This is a genomic window from Actinomadura sp. NPDC049382 (assembly GCF_040677125.1).
Lineage (GTDB): Bacteria > Actinomycetota > Actinomycetes > Streptosporangiales > Streptosporangiaceae > Spirillospora > Spirillospora geliboluensis.
Genome location: NZ_JBFARO010000006.1, coordinates 148,018 through 168,144 on the forward strand (window position 1 = coordinate 148,018; position 20,127 = coordinate 168,144).

General features: G+C 71.1%; 26 protein-coding genes. 19 read left to right on the forward strand and 7 right to left on the reverse strand.

The genetic code is table 11. The annotated features are described in order from the left end of the window. Positions 1-5 precede the first annotated feature (5 nt). The 7 genes from rpsE to AB0K34_RS06570 all read left to right on the forward strand — a co-directional run bounded on the left by rpsE (position 6) and on the right by AB0K34_RS06570 (position 4,827). Positions 6-629, forward strand: a complete 624-nt coding sequence (rpsE, locus tag AB0K34_RS06540) for a 30S ribosomal protein S5 (RefSeq protein WP_089324453.1) — start codon at positions 6-8, stop codon at positions 627-629. Then, entirely contained in the window at positions 626-808 is a 183-nt protein-coding gene (gene rpmD / locus AB0K34_RS06545; protein ID WP_089324452.1) for a 50S ribosomal protein L30, read from the forward strand. The genes rpsE and rpmD overlap by 4 nt, the downstream gene beginning before the upstream one ends. 1 nt (position 809) lies before the next feature. Further along, positions 810-1,286 carry a 50S ribosomal protein L15 gene (gene rplO, locus AB0K34_RS06550; protein ID WP_138636299.1) on the forward strand — a complete coding sequence of 159 codons (477 nt, stop codon included), beginning with the start codon at positions 810-812 and terminating at the stop codon, positions 1,284-1,286. A gap of 227 nt (positions 1,287-1,513) precedes the next feature. Beyond that, positions 1,514-2,809, forward strand: coding sequence for a preprotein translocase subunit SecY (gene secY / locus AB0K34_RS06555; protein WP_138636314.1), 1,296 nt, complete (start codon positions 1,514-1,516; stop codon positions 2,807-2,809). Beyond that, positions 2,809-3,459, forward strand: coding sequence for an adenylate kinase (locus tag AB0K34_RS06560; protein WP_364546118.1), 651 nt, complete (start codon positions 2,809-2,811; stop codon positions 3,457-3,459). Before secY ends, AB0K34_RS06560 begins: the two co-directional genes overlap by 1 nt. Positions 3,460-3,526: 67 nt before the next feature. Next, positions 3,527-4,366 carry a type I methionyl aminopeptidase gene (gene map / locus AB0K34_RS06565; RefSeq protein WP_364546120.1) on the forward strand — a complete coding sequence of 280 codons (840 nt, stop codon included), beginning with the start codon at positions 3,527-3,529 and terminating at the stop codon, positions 4,364-4,366. Between the two features lie 14 nt (positions 4,367-4,380). Then, entirely contained in the window at positions 4,381-4,827 is a 447-nt protein-coding gene (locus AB0K34_RS06570) for a DUF1707 domain-containing protein (protein ID WP_138636296.1), read from the forward strand. 3 nt (positions 4,828-4,830) lie between these two features. Here the strand turns inward: AB0K34_RS06570 and AB0K34_RS06575 are convergent, their stop codons facing one another. Further along, positions 4,831-5,646 carry a phosphodiesterase gene (locus AB0K34_RS06575; RefSeq protein ID WP_364546123.1) on the reverse strand — a complete coding sequence of 272 codons (816 nt, stop codon included), beginning with the start codon at positions 5,644-5,646 and terminating at the stop codon, positions 4,831-4,833. Positions 5,647-5,759: 113 nt separating this feature from the next. On the opposite strand from AB0K34_RS06575, the gene AB0K34_RS06580 reads away from it, so the two are divergent. Further along, entirely contained in the window at positions 5,760-6,092 is a 333-nt protein-coding gene (locus AB0K34_RS06580) for a GNAT family protein (RefSeq protein ID WP_364546126.1), read from the forward strand. Between the two features lie 31 nt (positions 6,093-6,123). Here the strand turns inward: AB0K34_RS06580 and AB0K34_RS06585 are convergent, their stop codons facing one another. Beyond that, positions 6,124-6,681 (reverse strand): hypothetical protein, encoded by a 558-nt coding sequence (locus AB0K34_RS06585; RefSeq protein ID WP_138636293.1) that lies wholly within the window; start codon positions 6,679-6,681, stop codon positions 6,124-6,126. Between the two features lie 258 nt (positions 6,682-6,939). Between AB0K34_RS06585 and infA the strand changes: the two genes are divergently transcribed. The 8 genes from infA to truA all read left to right on the forward strand — a co-directional run bounded on the left by infA (position 6,940) and on the right by truA (position 11,887). Next, positions 6,940-7,161: a translation initiation factor IF-1 gene (gene infA / locus AB0K34_RS06590; RefSeq protein ID WP_067629441.1), complete on the forward strand. Its 222-nt coding sequence runs from the start codon at positions 6,940-6,942 to the stop codon at positions 7,159-7,161. Between the two features lie 66 nt (positions 7,162-7,227). Beyond that, positions 7,228-7,341: a 50S ribosomal protein L36 gene (rpmJ, locus tag AB0K34_RS06595; protein WP_021596712.1), complete on the forward strand. Its 114-nt coding sequence runs from the start codon at positions 7,228-7,230 to the stop codon at positions 7,339-7,341. A gap of 261 nt (positions 7,342-7,602) precedes the next feature. Further along, the gene (gene rpsM / locus AB0K34_RS06600) at positions 7,603-7,983 is read left to right on the forward strand and encodes a 30S ribosomal protein S13 (RefSeq protein WP_138636292.1); all 381 of its coding nucleotides are present in this window, start codon (positions 7,603-7,605) and stop codon (positions 7,981-7,983) included. 48 nt (positions 7,984-8,031) lie between these two features. After that, positions 8,032-8,433, forward strand: a complete 402-nt coding sequence (rpsK, locus tag AB0K34_RS06605) for a 30S ribosomal protein S11 (protein WP_021596710.1) — start codon at positions 8,032-8,034, stop codon at positions 8,431-8,433. Positions 8,434-8,453: 20 nt separating this feature from the next. After that, on the forward strand, positions 8,454-9,080 hold the full coding sequence (gene rpsD, locus AB0K34_RS06610) for a 30S ribosomal protein S4 (protein ID WP_138636291.1): 627 nt from the start codon (positions 8,454-8,456) through the stop codon (positions 9,078-9,080). A 113-nt stretch (positions 9,081-9,193) separates the two neighbouring features. Next, positions 9,194-10,207 (forward strand): DNA-directed RNA polymerase subunit alpha, encoded by a 1,014-nt coding sequence (locus AB0K34_RS06615; protein WP_131741171.1) that lies wholly within the window; start codon positions 9,194-9,196, stop codon positions 10,205-10,207. A gap of 95 nt (positions 10,208-10,302) precedes the next feature. Next, a complete protein-coding gene (gene rplQ, locus AB0K34_RS06620) occupies positions 10,303-10,821 on the forward strand; it encodes a 50S ribosomal protein L17 (protein ID WP_138636290.1) in 519 nt (172 codons plus the stop codon). A gap of 175 nt (positions 10,822-10,996) precedes the next feature. Beyond that, positions 10,997-11,887 (forward strand): tRNA pseudouridine(38-40) synthase TruA, encoded by an 891-nt coding sequence (gene truA, locus AB0K34_RS06625; protein ID WP_364546131.1) that lies wholly within the window; start codon positions 10,997-10,999, stop codon positions 11,885-11,887. 54 nt (positions 11,888-11,941) lie between these two features. Here truA and AB0K34_RS06630 read toward each other — a convergent pair whose 3' ends face one another. The 3 genes from AB0K34_RS06630 to AB0K34_RS06640 all read right to left on the reverse strand — a co-directional run bounded on the left by AB0K34_RS06630 (position 11,942) and on the right by AB0K34_RS06640 (position 15,482). Next, a complete protein-coding gene (locus AB0K34_RS06630) occupies positions 11,942-13,483 on the reverse strand; it encodes a hypothetical protein (RefSeq protein WP_364546134.1) in 1,542 nt (513 codons plus the stop codon). A 24-nt stretch (positions 13,484-13,507) separates the two neighbouring features. Beyond that, positions 13,508-14,602 (reverse strand): hypothetical protein, encoded by a 1,095-nt coding sequence (locus tag AB0K34_RS06635; protein ID WP_364546137.1) that lies wholly within the window; start codon positions 14,600-14,602, stop codon positions 13,508-13,510. 118 nt (positions 14,603-14,720) lie between these two features. After that, positions 14,721-15,482, reverse strand: coding sequence for a CAP domain-containing protein (locus AB0K34_RS06640; protein WP_364546139.1), 762 nt, complete (start codon positions 15,480-15,482; stop codon positions 14,721-14,723). Positions 15,483-16,242: 760 nt separating this feature from the next. Between AB0K34_RS06640 and rplM the strand changes: the two genes are divergently transcribed. From rplM to glmM, 3 genes are all read left to right on the forward strand, one after another. Continuing rightward, on the forward strand, positions 16,243-16,695 hold the full coding sequence (gene rplM / locus AB0K34_RS06645) for a 50S ribosomal protein L13 (protein ID WP_301175482.1): 453 nt from the start codon (positions 16,243-16,245) through the stop codon (positions 16,693-16,695). Between the two features lie 126 nt (positions 16,696-16,821). Next, a complete protein-coding gene (rpsI, locus tag AB0K34_RS06650) occupies positions 16,822-17,328 on the forward strand; it encodes a 30S ribosomal protein S9 (protein WP_089324437.1) in 507 nt (168 codons plus the stop codon). A 134-nt stretch (positions 17,329-17,462) separates the two neighbouring features. Continuing rightward, entirely contained in the window at positions 17,463-18,806 is a 1,344-nt protein-coding gene (gene glmM / locus AB0K34_RS06655; protein ID WP_364546143.1) for a phosphoglucosamine mutase, read from the forward strand. Here glmM and AB0K34_RS06660 read toward each other — a convergent pair. Both AB0K34_RS06660 and AB0K34_RS06665 read right to left on the reverse strand, forming a co-directional pair. Further along, positions 18,803-19,123, reverse strand: coding sequence for a hypothetical protein (locus AB0K34_RS06660; RefSeq protein ID WP_364546146.1), 321 nt, complete (start codon positions 19,121-19,123; stop codon positions 18,803-18,805). The two genes, glmM and AB0K34_RS06660, sit on opposite strands and share 4 nt — an antisense overlap. 50 nt (positions 19,124-19,173) lie before the next feature. After that, a complete protein-coding gene (locus AB0K34_RS06665; protein ID WP_364546149.1) occupies positions 19,174-20,055 on the reverse strand; it encodes a DUF1524 domain-containing protein in 882 nt (293 codons plus the stop codon). Positions 20,056-20,127: the final 72 nt, after the last annotated feature.

A 20,127-nucleotide genomic window follows, 5' to 3' on the forward strand; every position in this document is an offset into this window, starting at 1 on the left:
AACCACTGATGGCAGCGCAGAGGCGTGGTGGCGGTCAGGGTGGCGACCGTCGCGACCGCCGCGACGACCGCCGCGGTGGCGCCGACAAGGGCCAGTCGTACATCGAGAAGGTCGTGGCGATCAACCGTGTCGCCAAGGTCGTCAAGGGCGGGCGTCGCTTCAGCTTCACCGCCCTGGTGATCGTCGGTGACGGCAACGGCACCGTCGGCGTCGGCTACGGCAAGGCCAAGGAGGTGCCCGCGGCGATCGCCAAGGGCGTCGAAGAGGCCAAGAAGCACTTCTTCAAGGTGCCGCGGATCCAGGGCACCATCCCGCACCTGGTGCAGGCGCGGGACGCGGCGGGCGAGGTCCTGCTGCGTCCGGCCAGCCCCGGTACCGGCGTCATCGCCGGTGGCCCGGTGCGCGCCGTCCTGGAGGCCGCCGGCATCCACGACGTGCTGAGCAAGTCGCTGGGCAGCGACAACGCCATCAACATCGTGCACGCCACGATCGCGGGGCTGAAGTCGCTGAAGCGTCCGGAGGAGATCGCGGCCAAGCGCGGCCTGCCGATCGAGGACGTCGCCCCGGCGGCCATGCTGCGCGCCCGCGCGGCGGGCAGCGAGCCCAGGGCGGAGGCCGCGTCGTCATGACGAACCTGAAGATCACGCAGACCAAGTCCGTGATCAGCGAGAAGCAGAACCAGCGTGACACGCTGCGCACCCTCGGCCTGAAGAAGATCGGGCAGAGCGTGGTCCGCGAGGACCGCCCCGAGGTGCTCGGCATGATCCGGACGGTGGCGCACCTGGTCACCGTCGAGGAGGTCGACTGACATGGCGGCTGATCTCGGTAAGGACACCTCCGAGGGAACCCCGCTCAAGGTCCACGACCTGCGTCCGGCCCCCGGCGCCAACAAGGCCAAGACCCGCAAGGGCCGCGGCGAGGCGTCCAAGGGCAAGACCGCGGGCCGCGGCACCAAGGGCACGAAGGCCCGCAGCACCGTCCCCGTCGGGTTCGAGGGCGGCCAGATGCCGCTGATCCGCCGGGTGCCGAAGCTGAAGGGCTTCAAGAACCCGAACCGGGTCGAGTTCCAGGTCGTGAACCTGGACAAGCTCGCCGCGCTCTACCCCGAGGGCGGCGAGGTCACGGCGGAGGACCTGGCGGCCAAGGGCGCGGTGCGCGGCGGCCGTCCGGTCAAGGTCCTCGGCACGGGCGAGATCTCCGTCGCGGTCCAGGTGAAGGCGCACGCCTTCTCCGGCACCGCGAAGGAGAAGATCGCCGCCGCCGGTGGGTCCACCGACGAGCTGTAAGAAGGACGACGTCCGATGCCGGGGCCGTACTCGCCGAGCACCCGGGGCCGTGAAGGCTCCGGGAAAGGCGGGGCGGCCCCGGTGTCATCTGCTGTTAGAGTCCTACGGGCGAAGGCGACTCGCGTGAGATTGCGCACTTACGCGTCTCCTCGGGTATCCTCCGCCCGTTCTCATGCTGTAGCCGGCCCCTCGGTGGCCGTGAACCCGCCAGTCACGCAGGAGGAATGGTGCTGACCGCGTTCGCTCGGGCTTTCCGTACGCCTGACCTGCGTAAAAAACTTCTGTTCACGTTGTTCATGATCTTGGTGTTCCGGATCGGTTCGATCCTGCCGACGCCGAACGTGAACGTGAAGGTGCTGAAGGACACCGCGGACGCGGCCAAGGAGAGCAACCAGCTCTACGGCCTCGTCGACCTGTTCAGCGGCGGCGCGCTGCTGAAGCTGTCGATCTTCGCGCTGGGCATCATGCCGTACATCACGGCGAGCATCATCCTGCAGCTGCTGGTGGTCGTGATTCCGCGGCTGGAGGCCCTGAAGAAAGAGGGCCAGGCCGGCACGACGAAGATCACACAGTACACCCGCTACCTGACGGTCGGGCTGGCGATCCTCCAGGCCACCGGCATCGTGGCGATGGCGAGCACCGGGCAGCTGTTCCAGGGCGTGTCCGGCAGCGGCGACATCCTCTACGACACCGGCCTCTTCCCGATCATCACGATGGTGATCTGCATGGTGGCGGGCACCACGGTCATCATGTGGCTGGGCGAGCTGATGACCGACCGCGGCGTCGGCAACGGCATGTCCGTCCTGATCTTCACCCAGGTCGTGGCCGTCTTCCCCGGCCAGTTCTGGGGCATCTACAAGGCCAAGAACGGCTTCGTCTTCGCGATCGTGATCCTGGTCGGCCTCGCCATCATGGCGGGCGTCGTGTTCGTCGAGCAGGCGCAGCGGCGCATCCCCGTCCAGTACGCCAAGCGGATGGTGGGCCGGCGCATGTACGGCGGGACGTCGACCTACATCCCGCTGAAGGTGAACCAGGCCGGCATCATCCCGATCATCTTCGCGTCCTCGCTGCTCTACCTGCCGATCCTGGCGACGCAGCTGTGGCCCAACACCAAGTGGCTGCAGAAGGTCCAGCCCTACCTGCAGCAGGACAACGCCTGGCACATGGGCTTCTACTTCGTCTTGATCATCTTCTTCACCTACTTCTACGTGGCGATTACGTTCAACCCCACTGAAGTGGCCGACAACATGAAGAAGTATGGTGGATTCATCCCAGGTATCCGTCCTGGTCGGCCGACCGCCGAATACCTCGACTTCGTGCTGACCCGGATCACCGCGCCGGGTGCGCTGTACCTGGGGCTCGTGTCCCTGATCCCGATGGTGGCGTTCGCACTCCTGAACGCGACCCAGGACTTCCCCTTCGGTGGCGCGAGCATCCTCATCGTCGTCGGCGTCGGACTGGATACCGTGAAGCAGATCGAGAGTCAGCTGCAGCAGCGCAACTACGAGGGCTTCCTCCGGTAGTGCGTATCGTGCTGGTGGGCCCCCCGGGAGCGGGCAAGGGGACGCAGGCCCAGTTCATCGCATCTCATCTGTCGGTCCCGAAGATCTCGACAGGTGACATCTTCCGCGCCAACGTCAGCGGCGGGACCGAACTCGGCCTGCAGGCCAAGCAGTACATGGACCGCGGCGACCTCGTCCCCGACGAGGTCACGATCGCGATGGTCCGCGACCGGCTCGGCGAGGAGGACGCCCGCGACGGGTTCCTGCTGGACGGGTTCCCGCGCAACGTCCCGCAGGCGGAGACGCTCAAGAAGATCCTCGCCGAGTGGGACGCGCGCCTCGACATCGTGCTGGAGCTCGTCGTCGACGAGGACGAGGTCGTCCGGCGGCTGTCGGGCCGGCGCACCTGCGACCGGTGCGGCCGGATCTGGCACGTCGACTTCGACGACAAGCAGGACGACATCTGCGACGACTGCGGCGGTCACCTGTTCCAGCGGGACGACGACAAAGAAGAGGTCGTCATGCACCGCCTGGAGGTGTACCGGCACGACACGGCGCCGCTGGTGCAGTTCTACGCCGACGAGAACATCCTCGTCGGCATCGACGCCACGGGCCCGGTCGAAGAGGTCACGAAGCGCGCTCTGGCCGCGCTGCGCCCGCTGGAGAAGTGACGGGCGGGCGCGGAGCCACCGGTTCCGCGCCCCGCCCGGCGGCGGCCGAACCGGTGCAGGGGGAATGATGTTCAGACGGCGTAGGCCCACCATCCAGATGAAGACCCCGGAGCAGGTCGAGCTGATGCGGGCGGCGGGCCTGCTCGTCGGCCGGACGCTGGAGCTGCTGCGCGGCGCGGTCAAGCCGGGGATCACCACCCTGGACCTCGACGCGCTCGCCGAGGAGCACATCCGCGACAACGGCGGCGTCCCGTCCTTCAAGGGCTACCACGGCTTCACCGGGACGATCTGCGCCTCGGTCAACGAGGAGATCGTCCACGGCATCCCGCGCGCCGGCAAGACGCTGCGCGACGGCGACGTCATCTCGATCGACTGCGGCGCGATCGTCGAGGGCTGGCACGGCGACGCGGCGATCACCGTGCCGGTCGGCGAGATCACCGACGAGCTGCGGCGGCTGCTGGAGGTCACCGAGACGTCCCTGTGGCACGGTCTGGCGGCCGGAAGGGCCGGGGCCCGCCTGACGGACATGTCGCACGCGATCGAGGCTCACATTCGCTCTCAGGGCCGCTACGGCATCGTTGAGGGCTACGGGGGGCACGGCATCGGCACCGAGATGCACATGGACCCGCTGATCCCCAACCACGGCGAGGCCGGGCACGGGCCCGTCCTGGAGCCGGGCATGTGCTTCGCGGTCGAGCCGATGGTGAACCTCGGCACCAAGGAGACCCGCGAGCTGGACGACGGCTGGACGGTCGTGACCACCGACGGGCGGTACTCGGCGCACTTCGAGCACACGTTCGCGGTCACCGCGGACGGCCCGCGCGTGCTGACCGCCCTCGATGAGGGCCGCGCATGGTTCCAGAAGCTCGGCTCGGACGCGCAGAATGGGACTGACAGCTCGTCCTGAGAAGCGGAGGAACGATGGCGCCGAACCCTGACGTCCGGGCGTCGGACGCCGACCGCGACCGGGTGGCCGCGAGCCTGCGGGAGCACTGCGCCCTCGGCCGGATCACGATGGACGAGCTCCAGGAGCGGCTGGAGAGCGTCTACGCGTCCAAGACCTTCGGGGAGCTGCAGGAGGTCACGGCCGACCTGCCGGAGGAGGACCTCTACCAGCTGCCCGTCCCGGCCACCCAGCCCAAGAGCACCGCCACCGCGGCGCGGCCCGCCTCCGGCGATCTGGAGCTGCGGGGCGCGCTCGCGATGTGGGGCGCGTGGGCCACCGTCAGCGCGATCAACCTCACCATCTGGCTGATCGTGCTGGTGACCTACGGCGCGGTCTACCCGTGGTGGATCTGGGTGGCGGGCCCGTGGGGCGCGATCCTGCTGATGCGCACGATCTTCGGGGGCCGCTCCGGGCACGGCTGACGGTCACTCCACGTCCATCAGCGGCCGGTAGTTGCCGGTCGGGGCGAAGTGCGTGGTGGCGGTGCCGTCCGCGCCGATGAGGTGGAGCGCGAACCCGGCGGGCTCGCCGGTGACGGCGGCGCGGCCCTGCTTGGTGAGGTCGAGGAACAGCTGCCGGTAGGTGCTCGGGCAGGTGGTGCTGACCCGTCCCGCGAGCGACCCGACCGACGCCCGGTGGACGTGCCCGGAGATCACCCGCACCACCTGCGGGTGCCGGGACAGCACCGCCGCGAACCCGGCCGGGTCGACGAACCGCAGGTCGTCGATGAACCGCATCCCGATCGGGTAGGCGGGATGGTGGGTGGCGACGATCGTCGGCGTGTCGGGCGCCTCCCGCAGCACTCCGTCGAGCCAGCGGAGCCTGTCCTCGCTCATGTGCCCGTGGGAGTGGCCGTCGACGGTGGTGTCGCAGCAGACCAGCCGCACGCCCGCGACGTCCACGGCGTACTGCAGGGGCGCCCGCGGGGCGGTGCCGGTCGCGGCGACCGCCGGGTGGTCGGCGAACGCCTTCCGCATCTCGTCGCGGTCGTCGTGGTTGCCGCACATCGGGTAGACGGCCATCGGCAGCGGCGACAGCAGCGCGTGCAGCCGCGCGTACTCGGCGGGCCGCCCGCCGTCGGCGAGGTCGCCGGTGAGGACCACCGCGTCCGGACGGGCCGGCAGCGAGAGCAGGCTCGACACGGCGGCCCGCAGGGCGCGCACGGGGCCCGAGCCGTCGTCCACCTCGCCGTCGCGCCCGGCCGCCAGATGGATATCGCTCAGCTGCGCGATGATCGCCATCGATCCACTCCCCTTGCCCTGAAGACATCGCTGGGCCCGTCTCCGCACCACCCCCGGGCCGCGCCCCCCGGACGATCTTCGCCCTCGTCCGCCCGCACTGTCGACTCCGCCCCGTGAACAACGACATTACGGGCGTCTTCCACCGCCCGCCTCCACCCGCTGCCTTGCTCGGCGGTAGATCACACCGGAGGTACGGCCATGGCGACGCGGCAGCGGCCCGCCTTACGCGTCCGCGGCTGCTCCGGCGGCCGCCACGAGATCCTGACCCCCCGGCTGTTCTTCCGCACCGCGACATTGGCGGCCACCTCGCCCCCGACTACCGGGGCCGCGGCCTCGGCGCCGAGCTGTTCACCGCCGGCCTCGCGCTGGCCCACCGCCACCTGGGCTACCGAGAGGTCCGCGCGGGCGCCGAGCCCGAGAACATCGCGAGCGTCCGCTCCCTGTAGCGGGCCGGCTTCGACCCGGCAGAGCCGTCGCTCAGGCGACGTGCGGGATGACCAGGGACAGGGCCGTGGTGACCTCTTCGGCGGGCGGGGCCACGTCGGGGACGACGTCGCGGAGGGCCAGCCAGCCGTTGATGGCCTGGACCGTGGGCTTCGCCTCGACGAGCTGCGGGTCGTCCAGGCCGTACCAGGCGGCGACCTTGGACCAGCGCCACAGGCGGTGGCCGGCGGTCGACATCTCCGAGGGAGGGAAGCCGGTGGCGCCGCGGGCGCCGGTGATCGCGTGCCGGACCGAGTCCAGCGAGCGGCCGACGCGCTCGGCGATGTCGCGGATCGTCAGCAGCGGATCGGCCTCGACCTGGAGGACGTGCAGGCCGGGCGCGCTCTGCTCGACGTGCTCGACCACCTCCATGATCGACGCGGCGAGGGTGGCGCCGGACCACGAGCAGGACGCGTTGCCGGGGCGCTCCGCGTGCTGCGGCTCGCTGATGATCGAGACCGTGACCGCGCCGTGGGTGCGGTCGAAGAGCGGATCCAGTTCGTCCTCGTACAGGGGACGGCTGAGGATCAGCGCGAAGTCATAGCTCGGCATGCTGATCCTCCTCTGACGTCTCTCTCCTGAAAGGTACAACGCGCACGCGATGTATGCTTGTGTCGGGAGCAGTCTCCGGACTCGTGGCGTGCGTCGATTTCGCGTTGTGCGTCCGGTTGACGTAGACTCCTTTGTCGGTCCGTCGCCGGCCGCCTGATTCCCCGTTTCCGACGCTCGCGCGTCGTGGTGGGTTGCGGTCGATTCTCCACCGGAGACCCGGGCCGCGTCCAATGAGCCGATCAGTGAAGCGCGGAGGACATGCCCAAGAAAGAAGGGGCCATCGAGATCGAGGGCACCGTCATCGAGTCCCTCCCGAACGCCATGTTCCGGGTGGAGCTCGAGAACGGGCACAAGGTGCTCGCCCACATCAGCGGCAAGATGCGGATGCACTACATCCGGATCCTGCCGGACGACCGCGTCGTTGTGGAGCTGAGCCCCTACGACCTCACGCGCGGTCGGATCGTCTACCGCTACAAGTAACACCCACTGGGGTTGCCTTCCCTGTGTGTGGCGGCACAGGGGTGACCCTTATCTCTAGGAGACCCAGTGAAGGTCAAGCCGAGCGTCAAGAAGATCTGCAACAAGTGCCGCGTCATCCGCCGGCACGGCCGGGTCATGGTCATCTGCTCCGACCCGCGCCACAAGCAGCGTCAGGGCTGACGCCACAACCAGACAAGCGCACCGCAGCCTTCATACACGTGGCCGTACGAACCAGCGATCACCCTGGTCGGAAGCAGAGCTTCCTCCCGGGAGCCGGGCATCTTCCCGGGGGGCGACCCCCGGACCCCCGGAAGATCGGGTCGTACGGCACCGGCGTGTGAGGACCACCCTCGGACCGTCGGAGGCCGAGGCCGCCACCCGGGCAGGGTGTGTGCGGACGCGGTGCGTCCATACCTCCGCACTATGAAGGGAACTGCCCACATGGCACGCCTCCTCGGCGTCGACCTCCCGCGCGAAAAGCGCTTGGAGGTCGCTCTCACCTACATCTTCGGCATCGGCCGGACGCGGGCGCTGGAGACCCTGGCGGGTACCGGCGTCAGCGGCGATCTGCGGGTGCACCAGCTCGGCGACGACGAGCTGATCAAGCTCCGCGACTGGATCGAGGCGAACTACAAGATCGAGGGTGACCTTCGCCGCGAGGTCCAGGCGGACATCCGCCGCAAGATCGAGATCGGGTGCTACCAGGGCATCCGGCACCGCCGCGGGCTTCCGGTCCACGGTCAGCGCACGCAGACCAACGCGCGCACCCGCAAGGGCAAGAAGAAGACCGTGGCCGGCAAGAAGAAGGCCGGCAAGAAGTAGTCCGGAGTCGGTCCTCCGGATCGATGACCTCAAGAGTAGAGAGAGCACATGCCTCCTAAGAGCCGTGTCGGCGCCAAGAAGGTGCGCCGCAAGGAAAAGAAGAACGTCGCTCACGGGCACGCCCACATCAAGAGCACGTTCAACAACACGATCGTCTCGATCACCGACCCCAACGGGAACGTGATCTCCTGGGCCTCCTCGGGCCACGTCGGTTTCAAGGGCTCGCGCAAGTCCACCCCGTTCGCCGCGCAGCAGGCCGCCGAGGCCGCCGCCCGGCGCGCGATGGAGCACGGCATGCGCAAGGTCGACGTCTTCGTGAAGGGCCCGGGCTCGGGCCGCGAGACCGCCATCCGCTCGCTGCAGGCGACCGGCCTCGAGGTGGGCTCGATCCAGGACGTCACGCCCGTTCCGCACAACGGCTGCCGCCCGCCCAAGCGTCGCCGGGTCTGAGGCAGGGGAGATCTAGAACAATGGCTCGTTACACCGGTGCGGACTGCAAGCTCTGCCGCCGCGAGAAGATGAAGCTGTTCCTCAAGGGCAGCAAGTGCATGGGCCCGAAGTGCCCGATCGAGATCCGTCCCTACCCGCCGGGTGAGCACGGTCGCGGTCGGCCCAAGGAGACCGAGTACCTGCTGCAGCTTCGCGAGAAGCAGAAGGCGCGGCGCATCTACGGCGTCCTGGAGCGGCAGTTCCACAACTACTACGTCGAGGCGAACCGCCAGCAGGGCAAGACGGGTGACAACCTGCTCGCCCTCCTGGAGCGCCGGCTCGACAACGTCGTCTACCGGGGCGGCTTCGCCAAGTCCCGCGACATGGCCCGCCAGCTCATCCGGCACGGCCACATCCGGGTCAACGGCAAGAAGGTCAACATCCCGTCGGCCCTCGTGAACGAGGCCGACATCATCGACGTCAAGCCGAAGTCGATGGAGACGACGCCGTTCCAGGTCGCCAAGGCCGAGATCGGCGAGCGCCCCGTCCCGGCGTGGCTCGGCGTCGACGGCGAGAAGATGCGGATCCTCGTGCACTCGCTGCCCGTCCGCCAGCAGATCGAAGCTCCCGTCCAGGAGCAGCTGATCGTCGAGCTCTACTCCAAGTAGGAACCGGGTAGGGCTCAACGACCGCCGGGGTCCCGGACGGGGCCCCGGCGGATCGGGGAACATTCCAGAACGCGGTCGTCAAATAGCGGGCACCGCGGAAAGAAGGCACCACCATGCTCATCGCTCAGCGTCCCACTCTCACCGAGGAGCAGGTCGACGAGTACCGGTCGCGGTTCACCATCGAGCCGCTGGAGCCGGGCTTCGGCTACACGATCGGCAACTCGCTGCGTCGTACGCTGCTCTCCTCGATTCCCGGTGCGGCCGTCACCAGCATCCGGATCGAGGGCGTCCTCCACGAGTTCTCCACCGTCCCCGGGGTCAAGGAGGATGTCACCGACATCATCCTGAACCTGAAGGAGCTCGTCGTCTCCTCCGAGCACGACGAGCCCGTGGTCATGTACCTGCGCAAGCAGGGCCCGGGCGAGGTGACCGCGGCCGACATCGCGCCGCCGGCGGGCGTCGAGGTCCACAACCCGGACCTGCACATCGCCACGCTGAACAACAAGGCCAAGCTGGAGATGGAGCTGACGGTCGAGCGCGGCCGCGGCTACGTCTCCGCCGCGCAGAACAAGCAGCCGGGCCAGGAGATCGGCCGGATCCCGATCGACTCCATCTACTCGCCCGTGCTGAAGGTCACCTACAAGGTCGAGGCGACCCGAGTCGAGCAGCGCACCGACTTCGACCGCCTCATCCTGGACGTGGAGACCAAGCAGGCGATGCTGCCGCGCGACGCGGTCGCCTCCGCCGGCAAGACCCTCGTCGAGCTGTTCGGCCTGGCCCGGGAGCTCAACGTCGAGGCCGAGGGCATCGACATGGGCCCGTCCCCGACGGACGCCGCGCTCGCCGCGGACCTGGCCCTGCCGATCGAGGAGCTGAACCTCACGGTCCGCTCCTACAACTGCCTGAAGCGCGAGGGCATCCACTCGGTGGGCGAGCTCGTGGCCCGCTCCGAGCAGGACCTGCTCGACATCCGCAACTTCGGCGCCAAGTCGATCGAAGAGGTCAAGCAGAAGCTCAACGACATGGGCCTGTCGCTGAAGGACTCCCCGCCCGGGTTCGACCCGAGCGCGGCGGCCGACAACTACGGCGACGACGACCAGAGCTACGCCGAGACCGAGCAGTACTAGAAACCCGATTCCGGACGGCCGGGGGCGCGTTCCCCGGCCGTACCGGAACCAGCTGACACCGGTACCTGACACGGCCGGTGCAGGAAGGAAGCACGATGCCTCAGCCCACCAAGGGCGCCCGCCTCGGCGGGAGCGCCGCGCACCAGAAGCTGATCCTGGCGAACCTGGCGACGGCGCTGTTCGAGCACGGCCGCATCACCACCACCGAGGCCAAGGCCCGGCGGGTGCGTCCGCTGGCGGAGAAGCTGATCACCAAGGCCAAGAAGGGCGACCTGCACAACCGTCGCCTGGTGGCCCGCACGATCCGCGACAAGGGCGTCGTCCACGCGCTCTTCACCGAGATCGCGCCGAGCTTCGAGACCCGGCCCGGCGGCTACACCCGCATCACCAAGATCGGTCCCCGCAAGGGCGACAACGCGCCCATGGCGGTCATCGAACTGGTGCGGGAGCCGATGCCGGCCGCCACCGGCAAGGCGGCGCCGAAGGTCGCCGAGGAGGAGCTGCCCGCCGAGGGCGAGGTCACCCTCAGCAAGGCCGCCGACACCGACGCCGAGCCCGAGGCCAAGGCCGCGGACGAGGCGGCGGACGCCAAGGCGGAGGACGGCAAGGAGTAGTTCGCCGCGCGAACTGGCCGAGCGTTTGCTCGACATTCGTCCAGGGCCCACCGTCCACAGCGGGCGGTGGGCCCTGTTCTTTGCCAGACTCGACACATGGTCAGGTCAGGGGAGCGGCGGCGCGCACACGCAAGGGATCGGAACAGCCACGTTGCAGAAGGATCAATCGGCTGACATGACCGCACTGGTACGACTCCGGCTCGACATCGGTTACGACGGGTCGGACTTCGCGGGCTGGGCGCGGCAGCCGAACCAGCGGACCGTGCAGGGCGTCATCGAGGACGCGCTGGCGCGGATGCTGCGGCTCGATCCGCCCCCCATGCTCACCGTCGCCGGCCGCACCGACGCGGGCGTCCACGCGAGCGGCCAGGTCGCGCACCTGGTGGTGCCGGTGGCGGCGTACTCGGCGATCAACGGGACGATGCCGCGCCGCCTCGCGGGGCTGCTCCCGCCGGACGTGCGGGTGTGGCGGGTGTCGATCGCGCCGGAGGGGTTCGACGCCCGGTTCTCCGCACTGTCGCGCCGCTACGTGTACCGGGTGTGCGACAACCCCGTGGGGGTGGACCCGCTGCGCCGCCACGACGTGCTGTGGCATCCGCGCCCGCTCAACCTGGCCCGGATGAACGACGCCGCGCGGCGGCTGGTGGGGGAGGCCGACTTCGCCGCGTACTGCCGCAAGCGGGAGGGCGCGACGACGATCCGGGAGCTGCTGCGCTACGAGTGGGTCCGCGACGACCGCGACCCGCATCTGGCGCTCGCGACCGTGGAGGCCGACGCGTTCTGCCACTCGATGGTGCGGGCGCTCGTCGGCGCGCTGCTGATGGTGGGGGACGGTCGGCGCGAGGTGGAGTGGCCCGCCGAGGTGCTCGCCGCCCGCGTCCGCGACTCCGGTGTGAACGTGGCGCCCGCGCACGGGCTGTCGCTGGAGGAGATCCGCTACCCCGGCGACGACAGCCTGGCCAGGCGCGCGCAGGAGACCCGGCGGGTCCGGACGCTCAACGCGACCGCCGCCGCCAACGCCGCCGAGCCGCAGCAGCCCGCCTCGTCCGAGCAGGGGACGGCCTAGACGCGACACGGCCGCGGGCCCCGGGGCGGGGGCGCGCGGCCGTGAGAGGGCCGGTCAGCCGCGGGCGCGGGCCATGATCGGGCGCAGGTCGTAGTCGAGGAACTGCTGGGCGGCCTGTTTGATCACCGGGTCGCCGGGCTCGGCCTTCTTGCCGTTCGCCCACTGGACGTAGGCGTAGGCCACGTACCGGCCGCGGACGGTCGCCGCCGCGTAGCCGCCGGCGCGGTCGATGTCCGGGGAGTGCTTGCCGGCCATGCCGCGGAACCACTCGTACGCGCCGGGGTCGCCGGCCCTGCTCACCGCGAGCGCGGCGTCCTTCGTCGGCATCACCGCGATCCCGGAGGTGACGGCGAGCTTGTTCGCCCGGTCGATGAACGTCGCGCGAACGATCTTGCGGCACTGCTGCTGCTGCAGGGTGCGGAGCATCGCGCCCCGGGCGGCGTACTTGACGTCGCGGTTGAGGGACCAGCGGTCGCGGGTGTAGGTCCGCCCGCCCAGCTTGACGACCACCTGCGGGAACACGTCGCGGAACGTGAGGTCCTTCGGGTCGGTCTTCTCGTCGGCGATGTTCGCCGGGCCGGTCGCGGGGGACGGCTCCGCCGGGGCCGCCGACGACGGCGCCGGGGCCGCGGACGGCTCAGCCGCCTTGCGGGCGCCGTCCTCGCTGCTCGGTTCCGTCCCGCCCAAGGTGAACAGCGCGATGCCGGCCGCGAGGACGACGGCCGCGCCGGCGCCGATCAGCACGGTGCGGCGCTTGTTCCCGCCGCCGGCCCCGCCGGTGCCGGGCGCGCCCTGGGGCGGCCGGCCGGGCGGCGGCGGTGTGTCGAGCGGGACGCCGCCCTCGGTGTGGTAGACCGGCGCGATCACGGGGATCTGGCCGTCGGCGACCGTGGCGCCGTCCGCGGTCTCGGTGTGCGGGAACGGTCCGCTGCCGGTGGGCGGCACCACGCCGCGCGGCAGGATCGCGTCGGGCACCAGCACGGCCGTCTGCGCGGACGACGCGCTCTCGGCCTCCTTCGCCTTCTCGAAGGCGGAGAGCGACGCGGGACCGTCCTCCGCGGCCTCGTTCACGGCGGGGTTGTCCACGGGGGTGTCGTCCTTCGGGGTGTCGTCCTCGGGGGCGGCGCCCTCCGGACGGACGGCCTGGAAGCCGTCGGGGTCGGTGTCGTCGGTCGAGACGGGGGGCTTGACGAGCGGCTCGGCGGGAACGGCGCCGCGGGAGTCGACCGGCGGGACTCCCGGGCCGGCGACGAGCGTCCCCGGCGAGATGCCGACGGGGGCCGGCTCGGCGGTGGAGGCCGGGTCCGCGGGGGCCAGGTCCGCGGGGGCGGCCTCGGGGGGAGCGGGGTCGGGGGGAGCGGGCTCGGCGGCGGCCTCGGCTGCGGGGTCGGCGGCCGCGGGCTCGGGCTCGGCGTCGGCCTCCGACTCGGCGGCCCACCAGGGTGCCTGCAGGCCGAACGCGGGCAGCCGGAGCGGGGCGGTACCGGTGGCGGTCTCGCCGTCGCCCCCGCCGAAACTGGGCGGCGCCGAGTCGGCGGGGACGCCGGACGTCCCCGCCGACTCGGCGGTCTCCCGAGTGTCTTCAGGTCCGGACATAAGCAGTGAGGGTATTCGCAGGGGTCACTTTTGGAGGGGCTTGCCTTCGGTTTCCCTGTAATGCAGGGCGAGGGCGAGGTTGCTGCCCTTGACCATCTGGGTGCCGAAGACCTGGACGGCCGCATGGTACTTGCTCGCGATCTTCTTGCCGTCCGGCCGCTGCACCCACGTCATGATGACGTAGTGGCCGCGGGCCTGCGAGGTGCCGAACGCCTCGCCCTTGCCGTTGGTCTTGGACACGCCCTTGCCGGGCAGGGCCTGCAAGAAGGCGTCCTTGTTGCCGGCGGCCTTCACCGCCGCCTTGGCGGCGGACTCGCTTTCGAGGTTGAACACGCCGACGGTGCCGATGAGGGAGCCGCTGGTGAGCGCGTAGGTGGCCCGCAGCGCCTGGGTGCAGTCGCCCTTCTTGAGGGCCTTCTCCAGGGTCGCGCCGCCGACGACGCCGGTGCAGCCCTTCTTCGCGCTCACGGCCGTCCGCACGTACTTGTGGTCGCCGGCCGTGAACTTCGCCTTGCCGAAGACCTCCTTGAGGGTCAGCGGCTTCGGGTCGGTGGTGCGGGTCTTCAGCTTCACCGGCGCGAGGACGGGCTCGGCCGGGGACGGCTCCGGCTGCGCCTGCGTGGGCGCGGGCTGCGTCGGGGCCGCCTTCGCCGGCTTGGCGTCGTCGTCCTTCAGCAGCGAGGAGAGCCCGACGCCGCCGCCGATGAGCAGGATCCCGGCGACCGCCGAGCCGCCGATGATCAGCGGCAGGTTGCGGCGCCGCTCGGGCGGGGTCGGCCCGCCGCCGGACGGACCGGGCGGGCCGGGCGGCCCCGGCGGCATCCCCTCCGGCGGGCCGTAGGAGTCGTCGGCGCCGAACGCGCCGCCCGCGACGGGCCGGTCGTCCCACGGCGCGGCGGGCTGCTCGTCCCAGGAGGCGGCGGGCCGCTCGTCCCAGGACGCGGTCGGCGCGTCGTTCCACGCCGCGGTGTCGTCGTCCACCCGTTCGCGCGGTGCGAAGGGGGCCTCGTCGTTGTCGTGGCCGTACGGCGGCGCTCCGGCTCCGGGTCCGTACGGCGCGTGCGGCGGCTGCCGAGGGGGCCAGTCGCCGGGTTTGCCTTGATCGCCCGGATAACCCATGGGTTGGACCTTACCGTTCCTCATTCAGGGGTCTTCACGTTCGGACACCCACCATGACATGGGGGCGAACCGGACGCCGGTGATTCCCCGAAGGTCGCGTCCCGGAGGAGCGGGCGGGTCACTTCCAGCCGAAGTCCTGCGTCCACAGCGGGCCGCCGGGGCCGGACGCCCGGCCGACGCCGATGGCGCGCAGGCCGCAGTTCAGGATGTTGGCCCGGTGGCCGGGGCTGTTCATCCAGCCCTTCACGACGGCGGCGGCGGTCGGGTACCCCTTGGCGATGTTCTCCGCGCCGGGGCTCGTGTAGCCGGCGTCCTCCATCCGCTTCCACGGGCTGTCGCCGTTGCGCGAGGTGTGGTCGAAGTAGCCGTTGGCCGCCATGTCCGCGGAGTGCTTGCGGGCCGCCGTGACGAGCCGCTGGTCGACGCGCAGCGGGCGGCAGCCCTCCTTGGCGCGCTCGGCGTTGGTCAGCGACACGACGGCGGCCTCCGAGGAGGGCGATCCGCCGGACGAGCCGCCCGTGGAGCCGCCCCCGCCGCCGGACGCCTGCGTCGGCGGCGCGTCGGGCTCGGGCGCCGCCGCGGACCTCGACGGCTCGGCCGACGCGGTCGTGCGCGGGTGGATCGGCTTCAGCGGCGGCGTCGGCTCCGCGACCGCCGTGGTGGGCGTGGTGCTGGGCGCGCCCGTCGCGCCGCTCTTCGGCTTCCCGGACGCGGCGGCGGTCGTCGGGAGGTCGCTCTGCGGGCCCGGCATGGTCTCGGTGGGCTCGCGGGTCTCCGGGCCGGCCGCGGTGGTCCGGTCCGAGCGCAGCTCGGGCAGGACGAGCCGGTCGATCGCGACGCCGATGCCGATGGCGAGCCCGGACGCGGTGACGACCGCCATCAGCCCGGTCGCGCTCCTCAGCCGGGACCGGCCGCGCTTGCCGCCCCGGCCCCGCCCGCCGTGGCCCCGTCCGCCCGCGCCCGGTCCGCCGTGGCCCTGTCCGCGTCCGCCCTGGCCGCCCTGGGGACGCGCGCCGTCCGTCCGGCGGCCGCCCGGCGGGGGCCCGGAGGGGGACGTGCCGCGCCGCCGCCCGCCGGCGACGAGCTCGTCGCGGGGCGGGGAGACGCGGAAGTGGGACGTGCGGCCGCCCTGCCCGTCATGCCTGGGCTGGTGGCCTCCGGCGGGGTCGCCGGGTCTGCGGGGAGTGGACAGCGGGGGCTCCCGGGTGCGGGCCGGCGCGAGCCGGCGTGGACTCGGTTGCCCGGCACCTTATCCCGATATACACCCCGAGTTACGGAGATCCGTTAAGAAAGATCAAAAGCGCTACCTATCGTCACCGTGACGTTCCCCACGGTCCCCGCCTGAAGGCCGCTCTGTCCTGCGGATTGCGCCGCTTACCCGTCGCTCGTGTATCCTGCCTATTTGTTGTGTGCGTGACGCCTGCCCTCCGGGTGGGGCGACGCCGCAGCGAGCCGGTGCGTCTCGGAGTGTTCGCGTCAACTGCCGCGGACGTGTGGGGGCCCCGGCCTCCCGGAGCGCCGGGTCGGATGATCCTCTGATCGGCGCGAGCAGGATTTCCGCTGACATGTGGCGCTCGCCCGCGAGGGGGAGCGGAGGATCGAAACCGCTGAAAGTCGACGAGAAACGAAGGCTGACGACCGTGCGCACGTACACCCCTAAGCCCGCTGACGTCCAGCGTCAGTGGTACGTCATCGACGCGACCGATGTCGTGCTGGGCCGTCTCGCCAGTCAGGTCGCGCAGCTGCTTCGGGGCAAGCACAAGCCGATCTACGCGCCGCACCTCGACACCGGTGACTTCGTGGTCATCGTGAACGCCGACAAGGTGTCGCTGTCGGGCAACAAGGCGGAGCGCAAGAAGGCCTACCGGCACTCGGGCTACCCGGGCGGGCTCCGCTCGGTCACCTACACCGAGCTGCTGGCCAAGCACCCCGAGCGGGCGGTCGAGAAGGCGATCAAGGGCATGCTGCCCAAGAACTCCCTCGGCCGGAAGATGTTCGGCAAGGTGAAGGTCTACGCCGGGCCGGACCACCCGCACCAGGCGCAGAAGCCGGTCCCGTTCGAGATCACCCAGATCAGCCAGCCCGCGAAGTGACACCCGCGCCCGTCCGGGCGCACGCAGAGACATCGCGCGCAGAGACATCGCACGCAGGCACATGAGGCCGCCGGGGCACCCGATGGACGGGCCAGCCGCCCTGGCTAGAACACCCCAAGGAGAACCGTGGACGACACCACCGGCGCCGAGGGCGTCGAGCTCGACTCGTACGAGGACGCGCCGTCCGAGTACAGCACCGAGACCCCCGAGGCGCCCGGCGAGGGCTACCTCGGCCAGCCGGTCGCGACCGGCCCCGCCGCCGGCACCGGCCGCCGCAAGCAGGCCATCGCGCGGGTCCGCATCGTCCCCGGCAGCGGCCAGTGGAAGATCAACGGCCGCACCCTGGACCAGTACTTCCCGAACAAGGTGCACCAGCAGATCGTGAACGAGCCGTTCGTGCTGCTGGGCCTGGAGGGCCAGTTCGACGTGCTCGCGCGCGTCAACGGCGGCGGCACCACCGGCCAGGCCGGTGCGCTGCGCCTCGGCATCTCCCGCGCGCTGCAGTTCGCGAACATCGAGCACCGCCCGGCGCTGAAGAAGGCCGGCTTCCTCACCCGCGACGCGCGGGTGCCGGAGCGCAAGAAGGCCGGTCTCAAGAAGGCCCGCAAGGCTCCGCAGTACAGCAAGCGTTGATCGACGGTACGAGCCGTCGCACCCCGTGCTCCCACGCGGCAGGTCCGCGTGGGGGTCGCGGCGGGTGCGGCGGCTCGTCCGCTTTTCCGGGGTCATCCAGTCCGGGGTCATCCAGTCTCATCGGGAGTTGAACTGTGGCTCGTCTGTTCGGGACCGACGGCGTGCGGGGGCTCGCCAACCGCGATCTGACCGCTCCGCTGGCCATGGACCTGTCCGTCGCGGCGGCGCGGGTGCTGGGCGAGCAGGGCGCGTTCAAAGGACATCGCCCGCTCGCCGTGGTCGGCCGCGACCCGCGGGCCTCCGGTGAGTTCCTGGAGGCGGCCGTCGTGGCGGGCCTCGCCAGCGCCGGGGTGGACGTGCTGCGCCTCGGCGTCCTGCCGACCCCCGCGGTGGCGTACCTGACGCACGCGCTGGACGCCGACCTCGGCGTGATGCTGTCGGCGTCGCACAACCCGGCGCCCGACAACGGGATCAAGTTCTTCGACCGCAGCGGCTACAAGCTCCCCGACGAGATCGAGGACCGGATCGAGGCGCGGCTCGGCGAGGCGTGGGAGCCGCCGACCGGCGCGGGCGTCGGCCGCGTCCGGGAGGCGCACGGCGCCGTCGAGCAGTACGTCGCGCACCTGGTCTCGACGGTCGCGGTGTCGTTGGACGGCCTGCGCGTCGTGGTCGACTGCGCGAACGGCGCGTCCTCCGACGTGGCCCCGGAGGCGCTGCGCCGCGCCGGTGCCGAGGTCTTCACGATCGGGACGGCGCCGGACGGCCTGAACATCAATTCGAGCTGCGGTTCGACGCACCTGGAGGCCCTGCAGAAGGCCGTCCGGGAGCACGGCGCGGACGTCGGCATCGCGAACGACGGCGACGCCGACCGCTGCCTGGCCGTGACGGCGTCCGGCGAGGTCGTGGACGGCGACCAGATCATGGCGATCCTCGCGCTCGACCTCCGCGAGGCGGGCGCGCTGCCGTCCGACACCGTCGTCGCGACCGTGATGTCGAACCTCGGCTTCAAGCTCGCGATGCGCGAGGCCGGGATCACCGTGGTGGAGACCGCGGTCGGCGACCGGTACGTGCTGGAGGCGATGAAGGAGGGCGGCTTCGGCTTCGGCGGCGAGCAGTCCGGCCACGTCATCATGCTGGACCACGCCACGACCGGCGACGGCGTCCTGACGGGCCTGCACCTGGTCGCCGCGATGGCCCGGCGGGGCCGCCCGCTGGACGAGCTGGCCAAGGTGATGACCCGGCTGCCGCAGGTGCTCATCAACGTCAAGGACGTCGACAAGGCCCGCGCGAAGACGGCGCCGGAACTGGCCCAGGCGGTCGCGGCCGCCGAGGCGGACCTCGGCGAGACCGGCCGCGTGCTGATCCGGCCGAGCGGCACCGAGCCGATGGTCCGGGTGATGGTCGAAGCGGCGTCGCACGACCAGGCGCAGGCGGTCGCCGAGCACCTCGCCGGCGTCGTGAAGACCGTCCTGGGCTAGCGCTCGTCGATCTCCAGGCGCCCCACCTTGAGGTGACGGATCTCCACGGTGCCGGCTTCGAGGTGGGCGATGACGGCGCGCTTCACGACGAGCTTGCCGATCGCGACGGCGCCGATCGCGAGCGCGCCGAGCGCCATCGAGCCGATCGCGATCGAGCCGAGCCCGTTGCCGAGCCGCACCGTGAGCCCGGTCGCGGACGCCCCGGTCACCTCGGCGCCGGTGGCGCGGGCGCCGACGCCGCGCTCGGTGCGGACGCGGGGCGGTGCGCCGTTCGTCTCGGTCTCGCCGTCCTGCCTGTCGTCGGGTTCGTTGCTCATCGGACGAGCATATTCGGCCGTCCGGCGGTCTCCGCGCCGCCGCCCGGCGGTCAGCCGCCGCACAGGCCGAGCATGACCTCCTTGTCGGGGGCGGTGACCGGCAGGTCGTACTTCAGCGCCACCTGGGCGAAGCGGACGCCGTAGGAGCAGCGGACGGCCTTGTTCGGCGGCAGCCAGGACGCCGGACCGGAGTCGCTCTTGGCGCCGTTGAGCGGGCCGTCCACCGGGACGAGGTTCAGCGGGTCGTTGGCGAGGGACTCGCGCTTGCCCTTCGACCAGCGCGACGCGCCCATCTGCCAGCCGTACGACAGCGGGATCACGTGGTCGATCTGGACGGCGGTCGCGCGCGCCTTCTTCCACTTGATCGTCTTGCCGGAGTACGGGTCGGCCAGCGTGAGGGAGATGATCACGCAGTCGGACCCGGACCGGTAGCGGACCTCGGTGCCGTCGCGCTTCAGCAGGTCGTTGCGGGTGTCGCAGCCGTTGCGCGCGAACGGGACGCCGGGCGCGTTGTCCATCCACGCGTAGCCGAACTTCTCGCGCTCGTAGCCGGTCTTCGGCCCGCGCCCCTTGGTGGCGACCTTCGCGATGAGCGTGCGCGCCTTGGCCCGGTCGCCGGTGGCGGTGATGGCGGCGAGGCCCGGCTTGGTGCCGTCGGGGTTGTCGAGCGGGCTGGTCGCGTGCCCGTCGCTCTGGGCGGGCGCGCCGCCGCCGGGGGAGGCGGACGGGTCGCCGGCGCTCAGGGTCGCCTCGCAGCCGGTCGCCGCCGCGAGGCCGATCGCGAGCGCGCCCGCGACCAGCAGCCCGCGGCCCGGTTCGCTCCTCCGCCCGTGCCGCATCGGGTCGTGCCGCATCGGGTCGTGCCGCATCGGGTCATGCCGCATCCGGTCACGCCGCTTCTGGTCACGCCGCATCCGGTCGCGCAGCGCCATGCCGTCACCGCCCTGGGGGTTGGCTGTCCTTATTTTTCGCCAAAAGTAATGCAAATAACCGATCAAACCGTA